At 61.9% G+C, this 19,725-nt stretch carries 16 protein-coding genes; 8 read left to right on the top strand and 8 right to left on the bottom strand.

What is annotated here, in order from left to right; genetic code table 11:
- Positions 1-167: 167 nt before the first annotated feature.
- The 3 genes from VJR68_RS18880 to VJR68_RS18870 all read right to left on the bottom strand — a co-directional run bounded on the left by VJR68_RS18880 (position 168) and on the right by VJR68_RS18870 (position 4,470).
- Positions 168-1,529 (bottom strand): PepSY domain-containing protein, encoded by a 1,362-nt coding sequence (locus tag VJR68_RS18880; RefSeq protein ID WP_324150178.1) that lies wholly within the window; start codon positions 1,527-1,529, stop codon positions 168-170.
- Complete coding sequence (locus tag VJR68_RS18875) at positions 1,501-3,795, bottom strand: TonB-dependent receptor (protein ID WP_324150177.1); 2,295 nt, start codon at positions 3,793-3,795, stop codon at positions 1,501-1,503. The genes VJR68_RS18880 and VJR68_RS18875 overlap by 29 nt, the downstream gene beginning before the upstream one ends.
- 273 nt (positions 3,796-4,068) lie before the next feature.
- Positions 4,069-4,470 carry a DUF2946 domain-containing protein gene (locus VJR68_RS18870; RefSeq protein WP_324150175.1) on the bottom strand — a complete coding sequence of 134 codons (402 nt, stop codon included), beginning with the start codon at positions 4,468-4,470 and terminating at the stop codon, positions 4,069-4,071.
- A 145-nt stretch (positions 4,471-4,615) separates the two neighbouring features.
- On the opposite strand from VJR68_RS18870, the gene panE reads away from it, so the two are divergent.
- From panE to VJR68_RS18850, 4 genes are all read left to right on the top strand, one after another.
- Complete coding sequence (gene panE, locus VJR68_RS18865; protein ID WP_324150174.1) at positions 4,616-5,539, top strand: 2-dehydropantoate 2-reductase; 924 nt, start codon at positions 4,616-4,618, stop codon at positions 5,537-5,539.
- A 230-nt stretch (positions 5,540-5,769) separates the two neighbouring features.
- Positions 5,770-7,572: an FAD-binding oxidoreductase gene (locus tag VJR68_RS18860; RefSeq protein WP_324150172.1), complete on the top strand. Its 1,803-nt coding sequence runs from the start codon at positions 5,770-5,772 to the stop codon at positions 7,570-7,572.
- 637 nt (positions 7,573-8,209) lie between these two features.
- The gene (locus VJR68_RS18855) at positions 8,210-8,986 is read left to right on the top strand and encodes a TenA family transcriptional regulator (RefSeq protein WP_324150171.1); all 777 of its coding nucleotides are present in this window, start codon (positions 8,210-8,212) and stop codon (positions 8,984-8,986) included.
- Between the two features lie 220 nt (positions 8,987-9,206).
- Entirely contained in the window at positions 9,207-11,813 is a 2,607-nt protein-coding gene (locus VJR68_RS18850; RefSeq protein ID WP_324150170.1) for a putative bifunctional diguanylate cyclase/phosphodiesterase, read from the top strand.
- Between the two features lie 66 nt (positions 11,814-11,879).
- On the opposite strand, the gene msrA is transcribed toward VJR68_RS18850, so the two are convergent.
- From msrA to VJR68_RS18830, 4 genes are all read right to left on the bottom strand, one after another.
- Positions 11,880-12,563 carry a peptide-methionine (S)-S-oxide reductase MsrA gene (gene msrA / locus VJR68_RS18845; RefSeq protein ID WP_324150169.1) on the bottom strand — a complete coding sequence of 228 codons (684 nt, stop codon included), beginning with the start codon at positions 12,561-12,563 and terminating at the stop codon, positions 11,880-11,882.
- 120 nt (positions 12,564-12,683) lie between these two features.
- Complete coding sequence (locus tag VJR68_RS18840; RefSeq protein ID WP_324150167.1) at positions 12,684-12,905, bottom strand: RNA-binding S4 domain-containing protein; 222 nt, start codon at positions 12,903-12,905, stop codon at positions 12,684-12,686.
- Positions 12,902-13,339 carry a barstar family protein gene (locus VJR68_RS18835; protein ID WP_324150166.1) on the bottom strand — a complete coding sequence of 146 codons (438 nt, stop codon included), beginning with the start codon at positions 13,337-13,339 and terminating at the stop codon, positions 12,902-12,904. Before VJR68_RS18835 ends, VJR68_RS18840 begins: the two co-directional genes overlap by 4 nt.
- Positions 13,336-13,767 carry a ribonuclease domain-containing protein gene (locus tag VJR68_RS18830; RefSeq protein WP_324150186.1) on the bottom strand — a complete coding sequence of 144 codons (432 nt, stop codon included), beginning with the start codon at positions 13,765-13,767 and terminating at the stop codon, positions 13,336-13,338. Before VJR68_RS18830 ends, VJR68_RS18835 begins: the two co-directional genes overlap by 4 nt.
- A gap of 227 nt (positions 13,768-13,994) precedes the next feature.
- Between VJR68_RS18830 and VJR68_RS18825 the strand changes: the two genes are divergently transcribed.
- The 4 genes from VJR68_RS18825 to VJR68_RS18810 all read left to right on the top strand — a co-directional run bounded on the left by VJR68_RS18825 (position 13,995) and on the right by VJR68_RS18810 (position 19,100).
- The gene (locus tag VJR68_RS18825; protein WP_324150165.1) at positions 13,995-14,897 is read left to right on the top strand and encodes a hypothetical protein; all 903 of its coding nucleotides are present in this window, start codon (positions 13,995-13,997) and stop codon (positions 14,895-14,897) included.
- A 140-nt stretch (positions 14,898-15,037) separates the two neighbouring features.
- Positions 15,038-16,687, top strand: a complete 1,650-nt coding sequence (locus VJR68_RS18820) for a serine hydrolase (RefSeq protein ID WP_324150163.1) — start codon at positions 15,038-15,040, stop codon at positions 16,685-16,687.
- Between the two features lie 148 nt (positions 16,688-16,835).
- Positions 16,836-18,467: an alpha/beta hydrolase gene (locus tag VJR68_RS18815; protein ID WP_414647818.1), complete on the top strand. Its 1,632-nt coding sequence runs from the start codon at positions 16,836-16,838 to the stop codon at positions 18,465-18,467.
- A 174-nt stretch (positions 18,468-18,641) separates the two neighbouring features.
- The gene (locus VJR68_RS18810) at positions 18,642-19,100 is read left to right on the top strand and encodes a hypothetical protein (protein ID WP_324150162.1); all 459 of its coding nucleotides are present in this window, start codon (positions 18,642-18,644) and stop codon (positions 19,098-19,100) included.
- A 125-nt stretch (positions 19,101-19,225) separates the two neighbouring features.
- On the opposite strand, the gene VJR68_RS18805 is transcribed toward VJR68_RS18810, so the two are convergent.
- The gene (locus VJR68_RS18805; RefSeq protein WP_324150160.1) at positions 19,226-19,654 is read right to left on the bottom strand and encodes a VOC family protein; all 429 of its coding nucleotides are present in this window, start codon (positions 19,652-19,654) and stop codon (positions 19,226-19,228) included.
- Positions 19,655-19,725 lie beyond the last annotated feature (71 nt).

The following is a 19,725-nucleotide window of genomic DNA, read 5'->3' as shown; positions in this document are numbered from 1 at the left end:
GATGATCACCTCGCAAGGTGCAGTCAGCGACAGGTATCTTGCACCGTTTTTTTTGCGCTGTCTGCGGATTTGAGAGGGCGCGCAGGCTGGAGCTTGCCGTAGGTTGGGGTGCGAACCCCAACATCTCGGTCTTGCACGCATGGCGACGTTGGGGTTCGCACCCCAACCTACAGGCCCAGGAATGCGCTGGCGCGCGGGGAGCGCCGCAAGACATGCCGCTCGATCACCCACACCAGCACCATCGACACACCAAACAGCGGCAACAGCAGCGCTAACACCACAAGCGCGCCGATCAATCCATACGGATAACGGCGATCGGCCGCCGACGGCGCGCCTAAAACCCCGGCGGGGCGACGACGCCACCACATCACTGCGGCGCTGGTGCACAAGGTGATCAAACCCAGCGCCGTGAACACACCCAGGATCTGATTGAGCGGTGGAAACAACACACCTTCGTGAATGGCGACGCCATAACCGATGATGCGGTCGAGCCATGGCTTCTGCGCAAATGAAGAACGCTGCAACACCGCACCGGTGTCGGCATCGAACGTTACATCGCTGCGGCGTGGACGATCGTCGGTATCCGAGCGCGCCGTCCAATGTGGCGAACGTTGCGAAGGTGGCGCGATCAGCACGGGCGGTGCCAAGTGCTGGGCAGCGGCCATGGGAACCAGGCGATCGAGTGGTGCATAGTCGACCGGCATGGACATATGGCTCATGTCCATGCCTGGCATGTTCATGCCGGCATGTTCGTCAGGTGCGGTGTTCTCCTGCTTGATCTGCGCATGCTCCGAGGCGCCGCCGGTCGTCCAGTCTTGCGATGCAGTGTTGGCCGCAAACGTATGGCGTAGCGAACGCAGCGTGCCGCCCCAGGTGGTGGTCCACGGCAGGCCGGATAGCAGCAGGAACAACGCGAACAGCGAAATCCATAAGCCCGTTACTGCATGCAGGTCGCGCCAGAACACGCGCCGTCCGTGCCGCAGGCGTGGATAAAGTGCGCCGCCCAGGCGGGCGTTGCGTGGCCACCATAGATACAAGCCGCTAAGCAGCATCAGGATGGTCCACGATGCCGCGAGTTCCACCAGCATGGAACCGCCGCGTCCCAGCAGCAGTTCGCCATGCAGATAGAACACCACGCGCATGAAGCGATCGTTCTCGCGCACGACGTCAAGCACCTGCAGCGTGGATGGATTGACGAACACGCGAATCAACTCGCTGCCGCGACCCAGCAGGATGCGCGCGGCCGTTTCGGGCGATTCGGGCAGCACATAGGCGTTGAGCACCGAACCCGGCACCGCGCGCAACGCTGCCGCCACTTGCGCGGAAGGCGGTTGTGCCGCCGCGTGCGTGACGTGTGCATAGTGCCGCTCCAGCCATGGTTCCAACTGTGGCTTGAACAGATAGATCATGCCGGTGATCGCCAGCCACAACACGAACGGCAGGCAGAACAATCCGGCATAGAAATGCCAGCGCCAGATCAGGCGATGCACGCCGCGCCGCTCAGAGCTTGAAGGTGAGATTGCCGACATAGGTGCGCTGCGGGAACGGGTGATAGAGGAAGTACTGGCGATTGTTGAGGTTGTCGACGCCGAACGAGGCCGATAGCTGCTCGCTGATCTGATAAGTCACATGCAGGTCGAACACCACGAAGGTATCGAACGCACCGAACACGTTCTCGGTGTTGTCGGTGTTATCCATGGTCGAGTACTGCTTGCCGCTGTAGCGGCCGGCCAAGGTGAAGGTCCATGCAGGCGTAGGGCGATAGGTGGCCAGAGCCGTGGCGCGCCAGCGCGGCACGTAGGGTACGTGCTTGCCGTCGGAGGTGGTGCCGGTGCTGCTGGCGAAGGCGTCGTTGGAAAGAATGGTGGAATCGACGAAGGTCACGCTGCCCGACAATTCCAATCCCTGGATCAGCACGTTGTCGTGATCGGCCACCAGTTCGATGCCGCGGTTACGTACGGCGCCGACGTTACTGACGAAGGTCACTGGCACGGCGTAGTTGGGCAAGGTGGATGTCTGGTTGATCATCGCGTTGCGCGTGTTTTCCTGAAACAGCGACATGCGCAGGTAGCCATCGTCCAAGGCATGCTCGACGGCCAGTTCGCCGCTGAGATCGCGCTCCGGTTTCAGGTTCGGATTGGGCGAGGCGAACGTGGCGCCGGTGGCGACCAGTTGATACAGCTCCGACACGGTGGGAAAACGCACCGCTTTCGCGGCCGAACCGGTCATGCGCCAGGTGGGCGAGATATCCCATCGCAACGTGGCCTTCGGCGAGAACGCCGTGGCGTGTTCGCCGGGCTGATACACCGCGGTCTTGCCGCTGAAGTTGAAGCCGTCCATGGCGCGCCACTTTTCATAGCGGCCGCCGACCGTGGCGAGCCAGTCGGGTGCGATCTGCCAGGCGTCCTGAATCCACAATGCGTGGGTGGCGGTCTTGCCGCGGCCGGAGGCGTACAGGCTCGTTACGCTCGACGGGTCCTGCCACGCGCTGAGGTTGTAGGTGGGATTGGCGAGCGTGTACTCATCGGCGTGTGCGCCAGCCGAAATTTCATGCGCGCCGCCATAGCCTTGCGGCCGCCAGATGCCTTTCAGATCGGCGGTGGACCAGTTGGTGCCGCCGTAGCTGGCCAACAATCCATTGGGTGTAAACGTGGCGCCGCTGCCGACACCCGCCGGCGACCACTGGTTGTCCTTGATGTAGTCGTAGTGCGTGAGTACCAGTTCGCCGTCGAAATCGCTTCGCGTATCCGTCTTTAGCGATAGCGCTTGCATCAAGTGATGGGCGCTCAGGAAATAATCGTTGCTGGCGAACGCGGAGGATTTGCCGTAGCTCGGCGCACCTTGCGGATGGGTGAGATAGGTCTGCACGCGCGACTGGCCATGATTGCTCCAGAAGCCGATCCAGTAGGCGGCCTGCAACCACGGCGTGATGTCGTAGGCGAGCTTGCCATTGAGGTTGAGCTGGCGCGAATGCAGCAAGCCGCCCGCGCCGATCACATTCGCCGGCTGGCCGACTTTGTTGCGTGCCGGAATGGTGCCGTGGGTGCCGGCAGGTGTGCCCGCACTGGTGAGGTAGCTCAGTGGTTGGCTGAACGTGTTGAGGCCGGTGGCGCCGACGAACCAGGAGAATTTCCCATTGCGTCCGCCTGCCGTCACGCTGGTCTTGCTGCTGCTGTAGTTGCCCTTGGTGTTGTAGAGGCTGTACGTCTGCAGCGCTTCCGTCTGCTGGATGGTGACTTCCGGTTTATCCGGTGTGCGCGTGACGATATGCATCACGCCGCCCATCGAATTGCCGGCGTAGGCGGCCGAATAAGGCCCATACAGCATGTCGACGTGATTGATCTGCTCCGGCGACACCATGCCCCAGCGCGGTGCGCTGTTGGTGTTGTTGTTGCCGATCAGTGCGGAGATCGGAACGTCATCTACGTACACCAGCGTGCGTGCGCTGGAATTGACGCCCCAGTCGCGCGTGGCCAGTACGGCCTGGGTATCGCCGATGTTGCGCTTGCGCATGAACAGGCTGGGCATGTATCGGGTGGCGTCTTCTACGTCCATGGCATTGACCGTTGCATGAAGCTGCGCGGCGGTAACGCTTACCTGGGTCGCAGGAAAGTTGGGATCGGATCCGAGCGGTATGCGCGTGGCGGCAGAGACGCGTACCGGCGTGAGCGTGGTGGGTTTTTTTGATGAGAGGTGCGCGTTCGTCGTCGCTGCATCCTGGGCCATGGCGATGGAGGAAGCGAGCACGGCGAATGGCAACGCAGCCAATGCGTGGGGGCGGAGAGTTGGACGCATAGATGTGGGGAATGCGATGAAGTGCCCTTGCCGGTTCGGCAGGAAATCAAAGGGATGCCGATGCGGGCGGAAACTTCACGCCGTCATTCCGGCGCAGGCCGGAATCCAGTTCAAATAATGCATCCGCGGGACACAACATCCTTAATGTCGTGTGCTGCGCACAGCATGTTTTCACTGGATTCCGGCTTTCGCCGGAATGACGAGCAGAAGCACGAAGACGTTCGAGCCTTCGGCATGCATCGACATTCAAGGCAGCGGCGCGGCGCCGCTACATCAGCCGTTGATGATCAACGGTGGCCCGCGTGGTTGTGCACTCAGCGGTGGTGCGGCCGGTACGTTGAATGGCAACGCCGTATGCGGTGTTGCCGAGGCGAGATGCACCGGCGGCAAGATAAGCGGCGTATCGAACCCCACCACCGGCATATGCGAAAACAGCACGCAATAGCCGCAGTGCGCGGTGGGATCGTCCGGATGCTCCGGCATGCCATGCTGATGATGGTGATCCGCATGCGCGCCGTGCAAGGCGCAGCCGGCGTCGATGGTGGACGGGGCCATGTCGCCCATCGCCATGTCCATCGGCATGGCGCGCGAAATGACCGGCATCAGCACGATCAGCGCCATGGCGGCCAAGGCCAGCCATGCCACAAAACGGTGCTGTGCGGAGCGTTTCAACACGCTGGATGAACCCTGATATGCCAAAGCCTGGCGCAGGCTCCAAACATAATGACAGCAAATGACATAAACGTCATGCGGCACTTTGCATCAGCGCCTGGCGTGCCCATGATGGGAAGTGTTTGGATCAAGTGAAGGCGTCACGGCAATGAAGATATTGGTGGTGGGTGCAGGTGCGATCGGCGGCTATTTCGGCGGGCGTTTGCTGGAGAACGGGCAGGACGTCACCTTTCTGGTACGCAAGGCGCGCGCAGAAACGCTGGCGCGCAACGGCGTGCAGATTCACAGCGCGCAAGGCGACCTCGACCTGCCGCCACCACGCACGGTGCAGGCCGATGCATTGAACGAAACGTTCGACCTGATCATCGTGAGTTGCAAGGCCTACCACCTGCCGCAGGCAATCGAAGACATGGCGCCCGCCGTGGGTGAACAGACGGCCATCCTGCCTTTGCTCAATGGCATGCGGCATCTGGACATGCTGGATGCGCGTTTTGGCGCCGCGCACGTATTGGGTGGCCAATGCGTGATTCCGGCGACATTGGATGCCGAAGGCGTGGTGCGTCATCTTGGTCCCACCGCCGGCTTGAGCTTCGGCGAGCGTGACGGCAGCCGTTCGCCGCGCGTGGAACGTATCGCCGAGGCGATGGCGAGCGCGCGCTTCGATTCGCGCCTGAGTACCAGCATCCTGCAAGACATGTGGGACAAGTGGGTGTTCCTCGCCTCATTGGCTGGCAGCACCTGCATGATGCGCGCGCCGATCGGCGACATCGTGGCGGCGCCAGGCGGCGAACGGGCGGTGCTCGATCTGCTGGAGGAATGCCGCCGTGTGGCCGAAGCGAATGGCCACGCGCCGAAGGACGCCGCTATGGAGCGCTCGCGCGGCATGCTGACCGCAAAGGGCTCGAGCATGAGTGCCTCGATGCTGCGTGACCTGGAACAGGGCAATGCGGTGGAGGCCGATCATGTGATTGGCGATCTGCTGGCGCGTGGTGATGCGGCCGGTCTGGCATCGCCGACCTTGCGCTTGGCTTACGTGCATTTGAAGGCGTACGAGGCGCGGCGAGCGCGCTGAGTTAGCCGAAGCTGGCCGCCCCATAGGCTGGGATGGAATCCCAGCATCACCATGCATGTCAGTGCTGGGATTTCATCCCAGCCTACGGCGCTTTTTTCAGCGTCGTCGCAAGGTTTCCATCCCTCGCATCCGCCATTCATCCCTAACCCCTCGCCACACATCCCTTTGCGATAGCCCCGTCGCCAACGCACGCCCACAGTTGCCCCATTCCACCCACCGGAGCGGGACACATGAACAGGCGCGAATTATTGAAAGCGGCATTGGCCATTCCCTTTCTGCCGGGCGTGATGACCGGCGCGATCGGATCGACACGGGCGGCAGACGGCAAGCTTTATGCACGGGTGCGTCCCGGCCAGGCCGGCTGGCCATCACCGGCGCAATGGCATGAGCTGAAGCGCGCGGTGGGCGGGCGCCTGTTGCAACCGCAATCGCCGTTCACCGCCTCCAAGGCGGCGTGCGAGGAAGCGCTCAAGCACATCAAGAATCCGTTCTACATCGGCGACCAGCCGGGCCTGACCCAGACCAGCGGCTGGGCCGATGCGTGGGTCTCGCGCCCCAGCGCTTATGCCGTGGCGGCGGAAAGTGCGGCGGACGTGGCGGCTGCCGTTCGCTTTGCCAGCAAGCATCGCCTGCGCCTGGTGGTGAAGGGTGGCGGGCATAGTTACCAAGGCACTTCCGATGCGCCGGATTCGCTGTTGATCTGGACGCGGCACATGAATGCCATCACCTTGCACGATCACTTCGTTGCACACGGATGCGACGGTGTGCAGGCACCGCAACCGGCAGTGAGCGTGCAAGCAGGTGCGATGTGGATCGATGCCTACGATGCCGTGACCACGCACGCGGGGCGCTATGTGCAGGGCGGTGGTTGTTGCACGGTCGGCGTGGCCGGGTTGATTCAAAGCGGCGGCTTCGGCAGCTTCTCCAAGCGCTATGGCATGGCGGCGGCGGGGTTGATCGAAGCGGAAATTGTCACGGCCGATGGCGACGTGCGCATTGCCAACGCATGCACGAATCCGGATCTGTTCTGGGGCATCAAGGGTGGCGGTGGCGGCAGTCTTGGCGTGGTTACGCGCGTAACCTTGCGCACGCATGCGTTGCCGGAGTTTTTCGGCGCGGTGTTCGGTGCTATCAAGGCATCGTCGGATGCGGCGTATCGTGCCTTGATCGCCGAGGCGATCCGTTTTTATCAGAGCGATCTGTTCAATCCGCATTGGGGCGAACAGATGCGCTTTCGCGGTGACAACGTGCTGCATCTGGCGATGGTGTTCCAGGGCTTGAGCCAGCCACAGGCGCAGGCGGTGTGGCAGCCGTTTCTGGATTGGGTGCGGGCGAGCAGCGACTATACGTTCGTCAAGCCGCCGCAGTTCCTGGCGATGCCGGCGCAGCATTTTTGGGATGCAGAATATTTCCGCCAGCACCTGCCGAGTGCGATCGTTCCCGATGATCGCGCCGGCGCGCCGCGCAATCACATGTTGTGGGCAGGCGATCATGCAGAGGTGGGCTGGTTCATCCATAGCTATCAATCCGCCTGGATGCCGGCGTCGTTGTTGCACAAGGAAAACCAGGCGCAGCTGGTGGATGCGATCTTTGCGTCCTCGCGCGAGTGGGATGTCGAATTCCACTTCAACAAAGGCCTGGCCGGTGCGCCGCCGGAAGCCATTGCCGCCGCACGCGACATCGCCACCAATCCGCAAGTGCTCGATGCGTTCGCGCTGGCGATCATTGCAGGGAACGGCGCACCTGCGTATCCCGGCATGCCCGGTGCCCATCCGGATCTACCGAAGGCACGCGACGAAGCTGCCGCCGTCGGGCGTGCGATGAGTGCCTTGTTGAAGGTGGCGCCGAACGCTGGCGCATATGTCTCGGAAAGCAATTATTTCCAGCACGATTGGCAGCGCGCGTTCTGGGGCGCGAATTACCCGCGGCTGGCGGCGGTGAAGCGCCAATACGATCCGGAGGGGTTGTTCTTCGTGCATCACGGCGTGGGCAGCGAAGCGTGGAGCGCGGATGGCTTTACGCGCCTCGCGTAACCACGCGTAGGCTGGGAAGAAATCCCAGCATTACCATGCATGGCGAAGCTGGGATTGCATCCCAGCCGACGTTCTCTAATCGTCGCCCCGGCGAAAGCCGGGACCTGGTGCCTTTCAAGCCGCTAGGCCCGTGGGTGTTCAATGCGCTGCAGGCTGGCCTGAATCTCGGCCAGCCGCATACGGTGAACGGTGATCCCACCGGCAACAACGCCGTCACCGGTCTGCCGTGGTCGCCGGCAACCGACGGCCTGACGCTGCGGACGAACACTTCATCACGCTGCGCTCGGCCAGGTTCGGCGAAGTGCTGCGCGGTGTGTCGTTCACCTGGGGTACGAAAACGCATCGCAACTGGCATTGATGCGGAAAATGCGAGCATGCCGCCAGGCATGCCCGCACGCGTCGTCGCCGCCTTTGTTGGGCATAGCGCGATGTCTGAAATCACCCGCTTTCAGCGGTCGAGTATGGCCGTCCAGCACGCATTTAACGCGGCAGCAACGTCCTGCCGCAGGCGAGGGGGAAAAGTCGCAACCGCTTACCGGGGCGCTCACTATGGTGGGGCTAGGCAGCCAATCGGCGCCTGGTGTCGGCCCGATTCCGGGCCAAGACAAACCCGTAACCAAAGTGGAGACTCACACATATGTACGCACATTTCGAACGCACCGGCTCGCTGACCGAACTCTCCAGCTATCCGCGTTGGGCGCAAGACCTGGTAGCAGCTTGCGAACCGACCAAACAGACTGTGGTGAAGCATGAGCTGTGGACACTGATGCGCGAGAACCGTCTGGATGCAGCAGGCACGCGCGATTTCATGGTAGGCGTATGGCCCGTGATTGAGCGTTTTCCGGGCTATATGGCACTCAACTTGCTGAAAACCCGTTATGGCCGTAGCCAGGGCGAGAACATGGCCCGCCGCTGGCTGGTACGCAACATCCGAGTGGAGCAGAATCATGCCGAATACTGGCTCAACTGGGCCGAAGGAGCAGGGGTGCCCCAAACCGAGGTTCTGAACGGCACCACCCCCTACGGAGCGGACGCATTGTCCAACTGGTGTGAGGAGGTAAGCCGCAGTGGTCCGTTGGCAGCCGGCATGCTGGCTACCAATTACGCAGTGGAAGGGGCAACCGGGGAATGGTCGCAATGGGTTTACGACAGCGCGGCCTATACGGAGAGCTTCCCCAAGGCCACCCGCGCGGGCTCGCTGCGTTGGCTTCAACTTCACGCGGCATATGACGATACTCATCCATGGGAGGCGCTGGAAATTGTGTGCACGTTAGTGGGCACGTCCCCGCGTCCGGATGAAGTGGCGTACCTGCAGGAATGCGTCAAGCGCAGTTACGTAAGCATGAGGATTACCCTGGATCGGTGTCTGGATGTGCGTCGCGACCCATGGTCGGCCAGTGAAGCGGCCGCTTAAGTAATGCAGTAGGTGGGGCGATACACGTCAGATCGGCAGTTTTTCGGCTGTGGATGACAGGCTCTAAGATAGGGGCACGATGCGTACCGCCCATCATGCAAAGCAGCGACCGCTGTCACGACGTCTTATGCCGTTGGCATATGGCTTGGCGGCGGTCGTTGGCTTGGTTTTGTGCCTGACCTGGGGGGCGCTCCAGGTCCAGGTCACGTTGGCTGGTTTTTTGAACGGCGAAAGCCTGTGGTCGAAAGCGCAAAAGCAGTCGGTGATCGAACTGGCCGGCTATGCGCATAGCGGCGACCCCGCCCGGCTCGAAAGTTTTCGCCGCAATTATGATGTGGTGCGTACTGACCGCTGGGCGCGCGACGCCATCGACAGCGGGCACTACGATCGGCATGCGGTCTACGCGGCATTCCAGCGTGGCGGGGTTATTCCTGCCGCCATCCCGGGCATGGTCTTCATCCTTGATCATTTCAGGTCGCTGCCCTATGTCGGGCCCGCGCTGAGTGATTGGCGTTCGGTCGACAAACCCATCGAAGAATTGAACGGCATCGCCGAGCAACTGCAGCAGGCGTATGCGCAAGGCAATCCCCCGCTCGCGGAGATGGAGCGGCTACGTGCGCGCATCGAGGCATTGAATACGTACGTCGAACCGCGCAGCGACGACTTCTCCTTGCAGATTGCCTTGGGTGCCGCGTGGCTGGGCCGCGTGTTGTTCATCAGCGTGCTGGTGACGGCCATGCTGGCGTCCATGCTGTGGGTGCGCATGGCCCAACGCATCCTGGCCGGCATTCGCGGCACCGAAGAGCGTTATCGCCAATTGTTCGACAGCGCCGCCGACGCCATCGTGATGGTGGACGAAGCGCACGGCCGCATTCTGGGCGCCAACCGCACCGCCGGTGCCTGGACCGGACGCGAGCCGCATGAACTGGTCGGCCTGCATTTCCATGATCTGTTCGTGGAAGGCAGCATGCGTTCGGCGGGTTCCTCCACCATTGGCTTGCTGCGCGCGGTCAATGGCCTGATCCGCAGCGTGGAAACGCACAGCAGCCTCACCACCTGGGGCACGCAGCCGGTGCGCCAGGCGATCATGCGCGACGTTTCCGACCGTATCGCGATGGAACAGGAGCGCCGCATTGCCGCCGAAGCGCTGGCCAGCGTGGCCGAAGGCGTGATCATTGCCGATGCGGACCGGCGCGTGACCACCGTGAACTCCGCACACACGCGCATTACCGGCTACACGTTGCCGTATCTGCAACATCACCGTTTCGACGAATTGCGCCGCATGCCGGACGGCTCGCCGCTGCCCGCTTCCATCTGGGACATGGTGGCCGAAGGCGGCAACTGGGTGGGCGAGGTGCAGAGCTGGCGGTCGGATGGTTCGTCGTATCCGGAGCTGCTCAGTATCAGCGCGATCCGCAATGGCGAGGGGCGTGTGCAGCACTATGTGGCGGTGATAACCGACATTACGCGCAGCAAGGCCGATCGCCAGCGCCTGGAATACATGGTGGCGCACGATCCGCTTACGGGCCTGGCCAATCGCAGCGAATTCCAGCGCCACAGCGCGCAGGCGATCGAGGCGGCGGCGCGCGTCAACGGTGCGGCTGCGGTGTTGTTTGTGGACCTGGATGCTTTCAAGGCCGTCAACGACAGCTACAGTCACGCCATCGGTGACCGCCTGCTGGTGAAAGTGGCGCAGCGCATCCGCCGCGAATTGGGCGAGAACGACGTGGCCAGTCGCATCGGCGGCGATGAATTCACCGTGCTGCTGGGCGGTTTGCGCACGCGCGAACAGGCCGCGCAATTCGCCAGCCGCCTGCTGCAAAGCCTGTCGGAGCCGATGCTGATCGGCGACTACGAAATCGTGATGAGCGCGAGTATCGGTATTGCCGGCTATCCGCTCGATGGCAGCGATGCCGTCACGCTGATCGCCAACGCCGACGCGGCGATGTACGCCGCCAAGACACAGGAACGCAACACCTTCCGCTTCTACACGCCGCTGATGCACGCCGATGCGCGCATGCGCCTGATGCTCGGCGCCGATTTGCGCCAGGCATTGATCCGCGACGAGTTCCATCTCGTGTTCCAACCCAGCGTGGAATTGCGCACTGGCCGCATCGTGGCGGTGGAAGCGCTGATCCGCTGGCGCCACCCGGAACGCGGCGAGCTGATGCCGGACGAATTCATTCCGCTGGCGGAAAGCTTGGGCTTGATCCGGCGCCTCGATGCCTGGACCTTGCGCGCCGTGTGCAACCAGATTCGCGCGTGGGACCAGGCAAAACTGCCGCCGATTCGCGTTGCGGTAAATGCATCCGCCGCCACGTTCGGGCATCCCGGTTTTCTCGACAGTGTGAAACAGGCGCTGCAGGCCAGCGGTATCTCGCCCAAGCGCGTCCTGTTCGAAATCACCGAAAGCGCGATTCTGCGTCTGGGCGAGGCGACCGAGCAGACCATGCATGCGCTGCACGCGCTCGGCATCGGCATTGCCATCGATGATTTCGGTACCGGTTATTCATCACTGGCGTATCTGAAGTTGTCCGGTATCGATTATCTGAAGATCGACCGCTCGTTCGTCACCGACCTGCCGGATAGTGCGAACGACGTGGCGATCGTTGAGGCCATGCTCGCCATCGCCAAGAGCCTGGGAATGTGCACGATTGCCGAAGGCATCGAGACGGCCGCGCAGCATGAATTCTTGCTGCGTGCGGGGTGTGCGGAAGGGCAAGGTTATTTCTACGCGCGCGGTTTGCCGCCGGTGGAGATCGAGCGGATGTTGTCGCCCAATCCGCGGCATGAGCCATCGCGGTTGCGGCTGGTGCCGCCCAAGTAGAGTAAAGGGGTGCATGCATTGCTGTGATGCGCTCCCTCCCCTGCAAGCAGGGGAGGGAGAAAAAGTTCAGAGCCGCACATCCACCACCATCTGCTCATCCTGATACATCCCCGGAAACTGCTGCTTCAAATGGGCCACCTTCGGCGCATCGTTGATCAGGATGTACGGGTTGTCCGGATGCTTGCGCGCATAGTCCTGGTGGTAGTCTTCGGCGGGATAAAAACCGGTCAGCGGCTGTACCAGCGTCACGATGCTGTCGTCGAACACCTTGGCGGCATTGATCTGCTTGATGTACGACTCCGCGACGCTCTTCTGCTGCGCATTCGCGTAGAAGATTTCCGAACGGTATTGCGTGCCCGCATCCGGACCTTGGCGGTTGAGCGTGGTCGGATCGTGCGCCACGGCGAAGTAGATTTTCAGTAGTTGCCCATAGCTGATCACCGCAGGATCGAAAGCGATCTTTACCGACTCCGCATGACCAGTATTGCCTTCGCTGACGACATCGTACTGGGCAGTATTGGCATCGCCGCCGCTGTAGCCGGCCCATACCTGGCGCACGCCGCGCACGTGTTCGAATACCGATTGCATGCCCCAGAAACAACCACCGGCAAGCACCGCGGTTTCGGTGCCGTGCGTGGTGGTTTTGGGTTCGTCATTCGCGGGGTTGGGGAAGGGCGCGTTGCTGGCCGTCGCGGTGCAGGCGGTCAGGCTGAGCAGGGAGAACAGGGCAGCAAAACGACGGGCGTGCATGGCGTGGCTCCGTGGGGACCTGTCTACAATTCGCCTGATGGTGTGATGAAGTTACATCTTGTCATGCACCGATTCCCTCCCCCCGAGGGGGAGAGGGAGTAACGTCCGGCGAAGTTGGGGTTACACGCCTACTACGCGTATCTCTACATCCTCCAACTGCACCACTTGCCCCGCGTGGATCTTGCACGTCTTGCGCAACTCCTGCGCGCCATCCACATACACCGCGCCGCTGGCAACGATCTGCTTGCCTTGTCCGCCGCTGTCGCACAGCCCCGTCAGCTTGAGCAATTGATTGAGCTCCACGTAGTCGCGGTCGAGTTCGAAGGCAATGTGCTGGGTCATCGGTGTGAGGGCAGGGCCATCGGGTGTTTGGGCAGGCTGAGAAAGGCGAAGAATGGGCGGTGCTGGTCGATGGCGAAGCGGGCCGACTCGTGCAGGATCGCCAGCAAGGTATCGAAATCCTTTGGCACCGCTTCGCGCAGATCGCTGGCGTGATCAAGCAATAACACGTGACCTGCGCCGTGCAGCCATTCCAGGTCGCGCAGGGTGTCCAGCAACGCATCCCAGTTCTGGCCGAAGCCGTTGGGTACGTTGAGGGTGGCGGCGAGGCGGCGCAACAGTTCGCCCTTGTCGTGGCAGCCGGCGAGATCGGCGCGGCATACGTATAGCTGGCCTTGTTCGGCGGCGGTAACCAGGGCGTCGAAGTCGGCCGCGTCGACGAAATACACGCCGCCGTCGTTCGCTTGCGTGAGATCCAGGGCGCCTTCTGCGCTCATCGGTTCACCTGGAACGGCTTGAAGCTGCGGTAGTGATCGTCGGTGTAATAGAACAGCGTGGGCGGCGTGCCGCCGGTGATGATGCGGCGTGCGCCACGGTCGCGCGCGCCGGGCGTGGCTACCGTGTATTCGTGGTAGTAGCCGCGCGGCTGTGGCGGCAGCAAGCCTTCGTAATTGCCGAAGACCACGCCATCCTGGCTATAGGGAAACGGGCCGCCTTGCAGGATCGCGGTGAGCGTCACGCAGGCTTCCGGCGGCATGAAGGCCGGCAGATTGGTGTGTGCAGCCGGGCAGTTGTCGTGCCCCACGGCCGGCAGCGTGACGTTGCCGTGCGACTCCATGCTGGCCGGCGGCGCGGCATGCCGGTTCCAGAACACGAGCGCACCGATCAACGCGGCGAGCAGCACCAGGGGGATGAAGCGAGACAGAGACACCGCAGACTCCTTGTTGGCGATCCGCGCAGTGTAGTGCGTTGCGCGCCTGCATGCCCGCTGCCCGGAATGACTTTAAGGACATGCGGCGGCTTGCGCCTAAGCCTATATAGCGCCTACTCAACCCACAGGAAACTACGGCAATGATCGGCAAGCCTTTGAGGTGGATGATCGCAGTCGGCATGTTTGGCGCAGTGTCTTCGTTGTTCGCCACGGACGCTTCCATGGCGCAGCCCCAAGTGTTCGCGCCCGGCGTGATTTCGGGACCGGCAGGCGAAGCGTGTCCTGCGTTTACGCCGGATGGCGACACGGTGTATTTCGACGTCGGCTCGATGATCCTGGTATCGAAGCGCGAGCATGGCGTGTGGTCCAAGCCGGTGATCGCGCCGTTCTCGGGGCAGTGGCTGGATCACGATCCGGCCATGTCGCCGGATGGTTCGTATCTGGTGTTCGTCTCCAACCGGCCGGTGAAATCCGGTGCCGAGGCGTTGTCGGCGACGGTGCACGGCAAGGTCTATCCGGGGCGTGGCGGACATTTGTGGCGCGTGGATCGCCAGGGCAATGGCTGGGGCACACCGGTGCATCTGCCCGATGCAGTCAACGCCAGCGATCGCACCTATGCGCCCAGCATCGCGGCGGATGGCAGCCTGTATTTCATTCATCCGGACGAGCAGGGCGTGATGCATATCTACAGCTCGTCGTTCGCGCAGGGTGCGTATCAACCGGCTGCCCTGGTAGCGGTGGGCGATCCTTCGGCGTCGACGCATGATCCGGCGATTGCGCCCGATCAATCCTTCATGGTGTTCAATCTGAGCCAGAATGCCAAGGCCGGCGACATGGGCGATTTCTACATTGCCTTCCGCGAAGGCGATCATTGGGGCACGCCGATCAATTTGGGCGAGGCCATCAATGGCAAGCCGGGCAAGTGGAGCCAATGGGGCGCGCATATCGGGCCCGACCGGCGCACGCTCTATTACACCAGCGACCGGCAAACGGAGCTGAGTTTTCCGTTGAGCCAGCAACAGGCCAAGGCGGCGCTGGCGCGGATGGAGAGTTGGGATAACGGCAGCAACAACATCTGGCAGGTGTCGCTGGGGCCGTGGCTGGATGCGCATCGCGCGCGGTGATCGTAGGTTGGGGTGCGAACCCCAACATCGCGATGCCGGCAAGGACGACATGTTGGGGTTCGCACCCCAACCTACCCATCCGAGATGGCGGCTTTGCCCCGCCAAGGTAGACTGCGGCCTTTGCCGTCTGGGGAGTCTCCATGCCTTTTCCGCTTTTGTCCTTGCGCATTACCGGCTGCTGCGCCTTGCTGGCTTTCGCCGCTTCCACACAAGCGTGGCAAACACCGCCCGCACCGGCAACGAACACGGATGCACAGTCCGCTTTGCCGCCAATGCTGCAAGACTTCGGCGCCTACGTGGACGACACGCGCAAGACCTTCAGCGTACCGGGCATCGCGGTGGCGATCGTCAAGGATGGCAAGGTCGTGCTGGAACAAGGCTACGGCTTGCGCGAAACCGGCAAACCGGACAAGGTGGATGCGCATACGTTGTTCGCGATCGCCTCCAATACCAAGGCGTTCACGGCGGCGGCACTGCAGATGCTGGCCGAGCAAAAGAAGCTGGACATGGATGGCCGCGTGACGGATTACCTGCCATGGTTCCAGATGTCCGATCCGTATGTGACGCACGATATGCGCGTGCGCGATCTGCTGGCGCACCGCAGCGGTTTGAGCCTTGGCGCAGGCGATCTGCTGTACTGGCCACCGACCGGCTACAGCACCAAGGAAGTGGTGCAGCACCTGGCCAAGGTGCCGATTGCCAATGGCTTTCGCAGCCACTATGCGTACGACAACATCCTGTTCGCCGTCGCCACGCTGGTGATCGAAAACGTCTCCGGCCAGAGCTATGCCGATTTCATCCGCGAGCACATCTTCAAGCCGGTCGGCATGGACGAATCGCTGGTCGACATGACGTATCTGAAACCCGGCATGGATGTCGCCACCGGCCATGCGCTGTACAACTTCAAGGACCTGAAGCCGGTACCGCCCATGGCGTGGACGAATAATCCGGGCGCCGGTGGTATCTACGCCAGCGTGCACGATCTGGCGAAATGGATGAATGTGCAACTCAACGGCGGCGAGCTTTCCGCAGTGGGCAGCGATGGCAAGCCGCAGCATCTGTTCTCGCAGGACAGCCAGAACCAGATGTGGACGATGCTCACGCCGATTCCGGTCAAGGATCCATCGATCCCCGAATTGAAGCCCTTGATGCCGAATTTTTCCGGCTATGGCGAAGGCTGGTTCTTGAGCGATTACCACGGTCAGAAACTCGCCTGGCATACCGGCGGCTGGCCGGGCATGGTTTCGCGCGTCACCTTGGTGCCGGGTTTGAAGCTGGGTGTAGTGGTATTGACCAATCAGGAATCGGGCGCGGCGTTCAATGCCGTGACGTATCGCGTGCTGGATGCCTATCTCAATCAAGGCACCAAGACGGATTGGGTCGCGGTGTACGACAAGGCTGTGAAACACGCGCAGGGCAATGCGGATGAAAGCTGGAAAAAGCACGAAGCCGCGCGCGACACGAAGAGCAAACCTTCGCTGCCGCTGGCCAGTTACGCCGGCACGTATCGCGATCCGTGGTATGGCGACATCATCATCAGCAACGAGGGCGGCAAGCTGCGTTTGCGCTTCAGCAAGACCAAGCAGTTGATCGGCACGATGACGCCATGGCAGCACGACACCTTTACCGTGCGCTGGGATGATCGCGCCTTGAATGCGGATGCGTTCGTCAACTTTGCGCTGGACGTGGATGGCCACGTGCGCGAAGTGCGCATGGAGCCGATTTCGCCGCTGACGGATTTCAGTTTTGATTTTCAGGATTTGCGTTTGACGCCGGTGAAGGCGGATTAGCTTTGCGGATTATGGGCATGATGTAGGTTGGGGTGAGCGGAACGCGAACCCCAACAGGCGTGATGTACGCGCGGCGTTGGGATTCGGCTGTGCCTCACCCCAACCTACACGTCATTCCAGCTTGCACATACATAACGGGAGTCTTCCATTGCGTACACGTCCATTTGTTCTCGGTGCACTACTGAGCCTCAGCCTACTGACGGCATGCTCACAGCAAGCAACGCCGGTTGCCTCCACCCACCGCTTCTTCCACATCCAGCTCGCCAACAACGAAACCCAACCCGTTTCGGGCCGCCTGCTGCTGTTCGCCGAACAAGCCAGTGCAGCCAAATCCGAAGCAAAAGACGGCAAGGTGACGGAAATCGACGCTAACCCGTTCTTCCCTGAGCAAGTGGCCATCGCCGCGCAGGAAGTCGATCGGCTCGTGCCGGGCCAGACCATCGACGTGGACGCGGACATGCGCGCCTTTCCCGATGCATGGTCAAAGCTCCCGGCTGGCGACTATGTAGTGCAAGCCGTGCTCGATGTGCATCGCAACTACAACTATCTCGGCCGCGACGCCGGCGATTTGATCAGCGCCGTGACAACCGTGCACCTGCCGGCTAGCGACGTTCCAACTCTCACGCTGGATGCTACCGTCCCGGTGCAGGATCCGTGGGCTATTCCGGATTCGATGCCGGCCAACCTGCGCGATGCGGCAAAGGCCGTGCATCAGCAGGCACAGCCGATCGATTTCACCAGCCCGGCGTTGGCGCAGTTCTGGGGACGCGACATCCACATGTATGGCTACGTGTTGCTGCCGCCAGGCTATGACGCGTCTTCCAACACGCGTTATCCGACCGTGTATTTCACGCACGGCTTCACCGGCAACAAGGATCGCTTGCTGCGCCCGATGGCTTACGTGCAGGCAGGCATGGCCAGCGGCCAGATGCCGCCGATGATCTGGGTGTTCCTGGATGAATCCAGCGCCACCGGTACGCATGAGTTCGCCGATTCGGTGAACAACGGTCCGTGGGGACAGGCGCTGACCACCGAACTGATCCCGTATCTGGAATCGAAGTACCACATGGATGCAGACGTCGACGGACGCTTCCTCAATGGTCACTCGTCGGGCGGTTGGGCCACGCTGTGGTTGCAGACGCGCTATCCGAAGATTTTCGGCGGTACCTGGTCCACGTCGCCGGATCCCAGTGATTTCCACGACTTCACCGGTCCGGATCTGTATGCGCCGAATGCCAACGTCTATCACAAGCCCGATGGCACACCGTGGCCGCTGGTGCGCGACAAGGGCAAGGTGGTTGGCACGTTCGAGCAGTTCGCAAAGATGGAGCGCGTGCTGGGGCCGTACGGCGGACAGCTGGCTTCATTCGAATGGGTGTTTTCGCCGCGCGGCAAGGACGGCCGGCCGGAGCAGATGTTCAACCGCGACACCGGTGATGTCGACCCGCAGGTGGTGGCGTACTGGCACGATCACTACGACATCGCCAACCGCCTGCAAATGAATTGGCCGGCGTTGAAGCCTGATCTGGACGGCAAGATCCATCTTTATGTAGGCACCGCCGATACGTTCTACCTGGATGGTGCGGCGCATCGGCTGAAGACGGTGCTGGATGGCCTCGGCGCGCATTCCGACATTCGTTTCATTCCGGATCGCACGCACTTCGATTTGTACAAGGTGGGCGACGATCGCTTCGGCTTGTTCAAGGACATCAGCTGGCAGATGTACGCCGTGGCGAGGCCGCAGGCCGAGGCGAAACTGAAGGTAAACCAGAGCCATTAGCGCGACCGGGCTGTCATGTTGGGTGACTTGTTTTCAGGCATAGTTGCCGCCGCGGGCGCTGTCGGTGATTGGCGCTTAGGGGTGTCGTCCTGAAATGGGACGACACATAGGGGAACCCCGTTCATCACGGACGGCGCTTCCTTTTTCGGCAAATCAAACGCTGGAGGGACTCACATGAAATCGTTCGGATTGATCGCAGTACTGGCCGCCGCACTGATGGCGGCTCCGGTTTTCGCACAGGAAGCTCCCGCCGCTGCGGGCAGCATGACGGTGCACTGCAAAGACGGCACCACACAGACGGTAAGCACCACCAAGGGTGCCTGCCATGGCCACAAGGGCATCGACAAGTCGGCTGGCAATGCTGCCAGTAGCACGCCGGCCGCTGCCCCTGCAGCAGCACCCGCCGCTGCGCCTACCGCTGCAACCAAGACGAAGGCGATGCCGGAACTGGCCGCTGCGCCGGCCGCCGGTGGCGGTGCGGGCCAGGTATGGGTGAACACCGGTTCCAAGACCAAGACCTATCACTGCCAAGGCAGCAAGTGGTACGGCAAGACCAAGGAAGGCAAGTACATGAGCGCGGCGGATGCGCAGGCTGCGGGTTATCACGCTGCCAAGAACGAGAAGTGTTCGTAAGACGCTTATGACCGTTCCCTCCCCTGCGTGTAGCAGGGGAGGCCCGAACGCGTAGGTTGGGGTGCGAACCTCAACGTGTTCTGCCCGAACGCAAGAGCGTTGGGGTTCGCACCCCAACCTACGAACTAGGCGACCTGCCACGGGTCGTAACTCCCGAACCACCACAAATGCCCCTGCGGATCGCGGCACGCATAACCCGCACCGCCATACTCCTTCTCCGCATAGTCCTCGATGATTTCCGCACCCGCCGTCTTGGCGCGCTCGTAGTGCGCTCTGCAATCCTTGACTGTCACACACGCACACTGTGTTTCGCGTCCGTTGATCTCATCGGGCTGCGCGATGTATTGGCCGAAACCATCCGGATCGACGTCGCCAAGCATCACCATGCCGCCGCCGTACACCAGCTGCGCATGCATCACGCGGCCGTGTTCGTTCTCATACACAGCATGCTTTTCGAAACCGAATGCCTTGCATAGCCATTCAATGGCGGCGTGCGCATCGCGATAGCGCATGCCGGGAATGATGGTGCTGCCCTGGCTCAGCTGGGTGTTCATGGCGTCGCGTCCCGTTTGGAAGGTCGCCTAAAGCTAAACCTTTGCCGTGCTCGCGTCTTGTAGATTTTTTT

Source organism: Dyella sp. (assembly GCF_035277725.1).
Classification (GTDB): Bacteria; Pseudomonadota; Gammaproteobacteria; order Xanthomonadales; family Rhodanobacteraceae; genus Dyella_B.
This window is presented reverse-complemented; position numbering and strand designations above follow the sequence as displayed.

What these genes read in the sequence shown, in the direction of transcription:
- VJR68_RS18880 (WP_324150178.1), bottom strand. Translation starts at nt 1,529, where the DNA reads ATGTCGGCAATCTCACCTTCAAGCTCTGAGCGGCGCGGCGTGCATCGC.
- VJR68_RS18875 (WP_324150177.1), bottom strand. Translation starts at nt 3,795, where the DNA reads ATGCGTCCAACTCTCCGCCCCCACGCATTGGCTGCGTTGCCATTCGCC.
- panE (WP_324150174.1), top strand. Translation starts at nt 4,616, where the DNA reads ATGAAGATATTGGTGGTGGGTGCAGGTGCGATCGGCGGCTATTTCGGC.
- VJR68_RS18860 (WP_324150172.1), top strand. Translation starts at nt 5,770, where the DNA reads ATGAACAGGCGCGAATTATTGAAAGCGGCATTGGCCATTCCCTTTCTG.
- VJR68_RS18855 (WP_324150171.1), top strand. Translation starts at nt 8,210, where the DNA reads ATGTACGCACATTTCGAACGCACCGGCTCGCTGACCGAACTCTCCAGC.
- msrA (WP_324150169.1), bottom strand. Translation starts at nt 12,563, where the DNA reads ATGCACGCCCGTCGTTTTGCTGCCCTGTTCTCCCTGCTCAGCCTGACC.
- VJR68_RS18840 (WP_324150167.1), bottom strand. Translation starts at nt 12,905, where the DNA reads ATGACCCAGCACATTGCCTTCGAACTCGACCGCGACTACGTGGAGCTC.
- VJR68_RS18835 (WP_324150166.1), bottom strand. Translation starts at nt 13,339, where the DNA reads ATGAGCGCAGAAGGCGCCCTGGATCTCACGCAAGCGAACGACGGCGGC.
- VJR68_RS18825 (WP_324150165.1), top strand. Translation starts at nt 13,995, where the DNA reads ATGGCGCAGCCCCAAGTGTTCGCGCCCGGCGTGATTTCGGGACCGGCA.
- VJR68_RS18820 (WP_324150163.1), top strand. Translation starts at nt 15,038, where the DNA reads ATGCCTTTTCCGCTTTTGTCCTTGCGCATTACCGGCTGCTGCGCCTTG.
- VJR68_RS18810 (WP_324150162.1), top strand. Translation starts at nt 18,642, where the DNA reads ATGAAATCGTTCGGATTGATCGCAGTACTGGCCGCCGCACTGATGGCG.
- VJR68_RS18805 (WP_324150160.1), bottom strand. Translation starts at nt 19,654, where the DNA reads ATGAACACCCAGCTGAGCCAGGGCAGCACCATCATTCCCGGCATGCGC.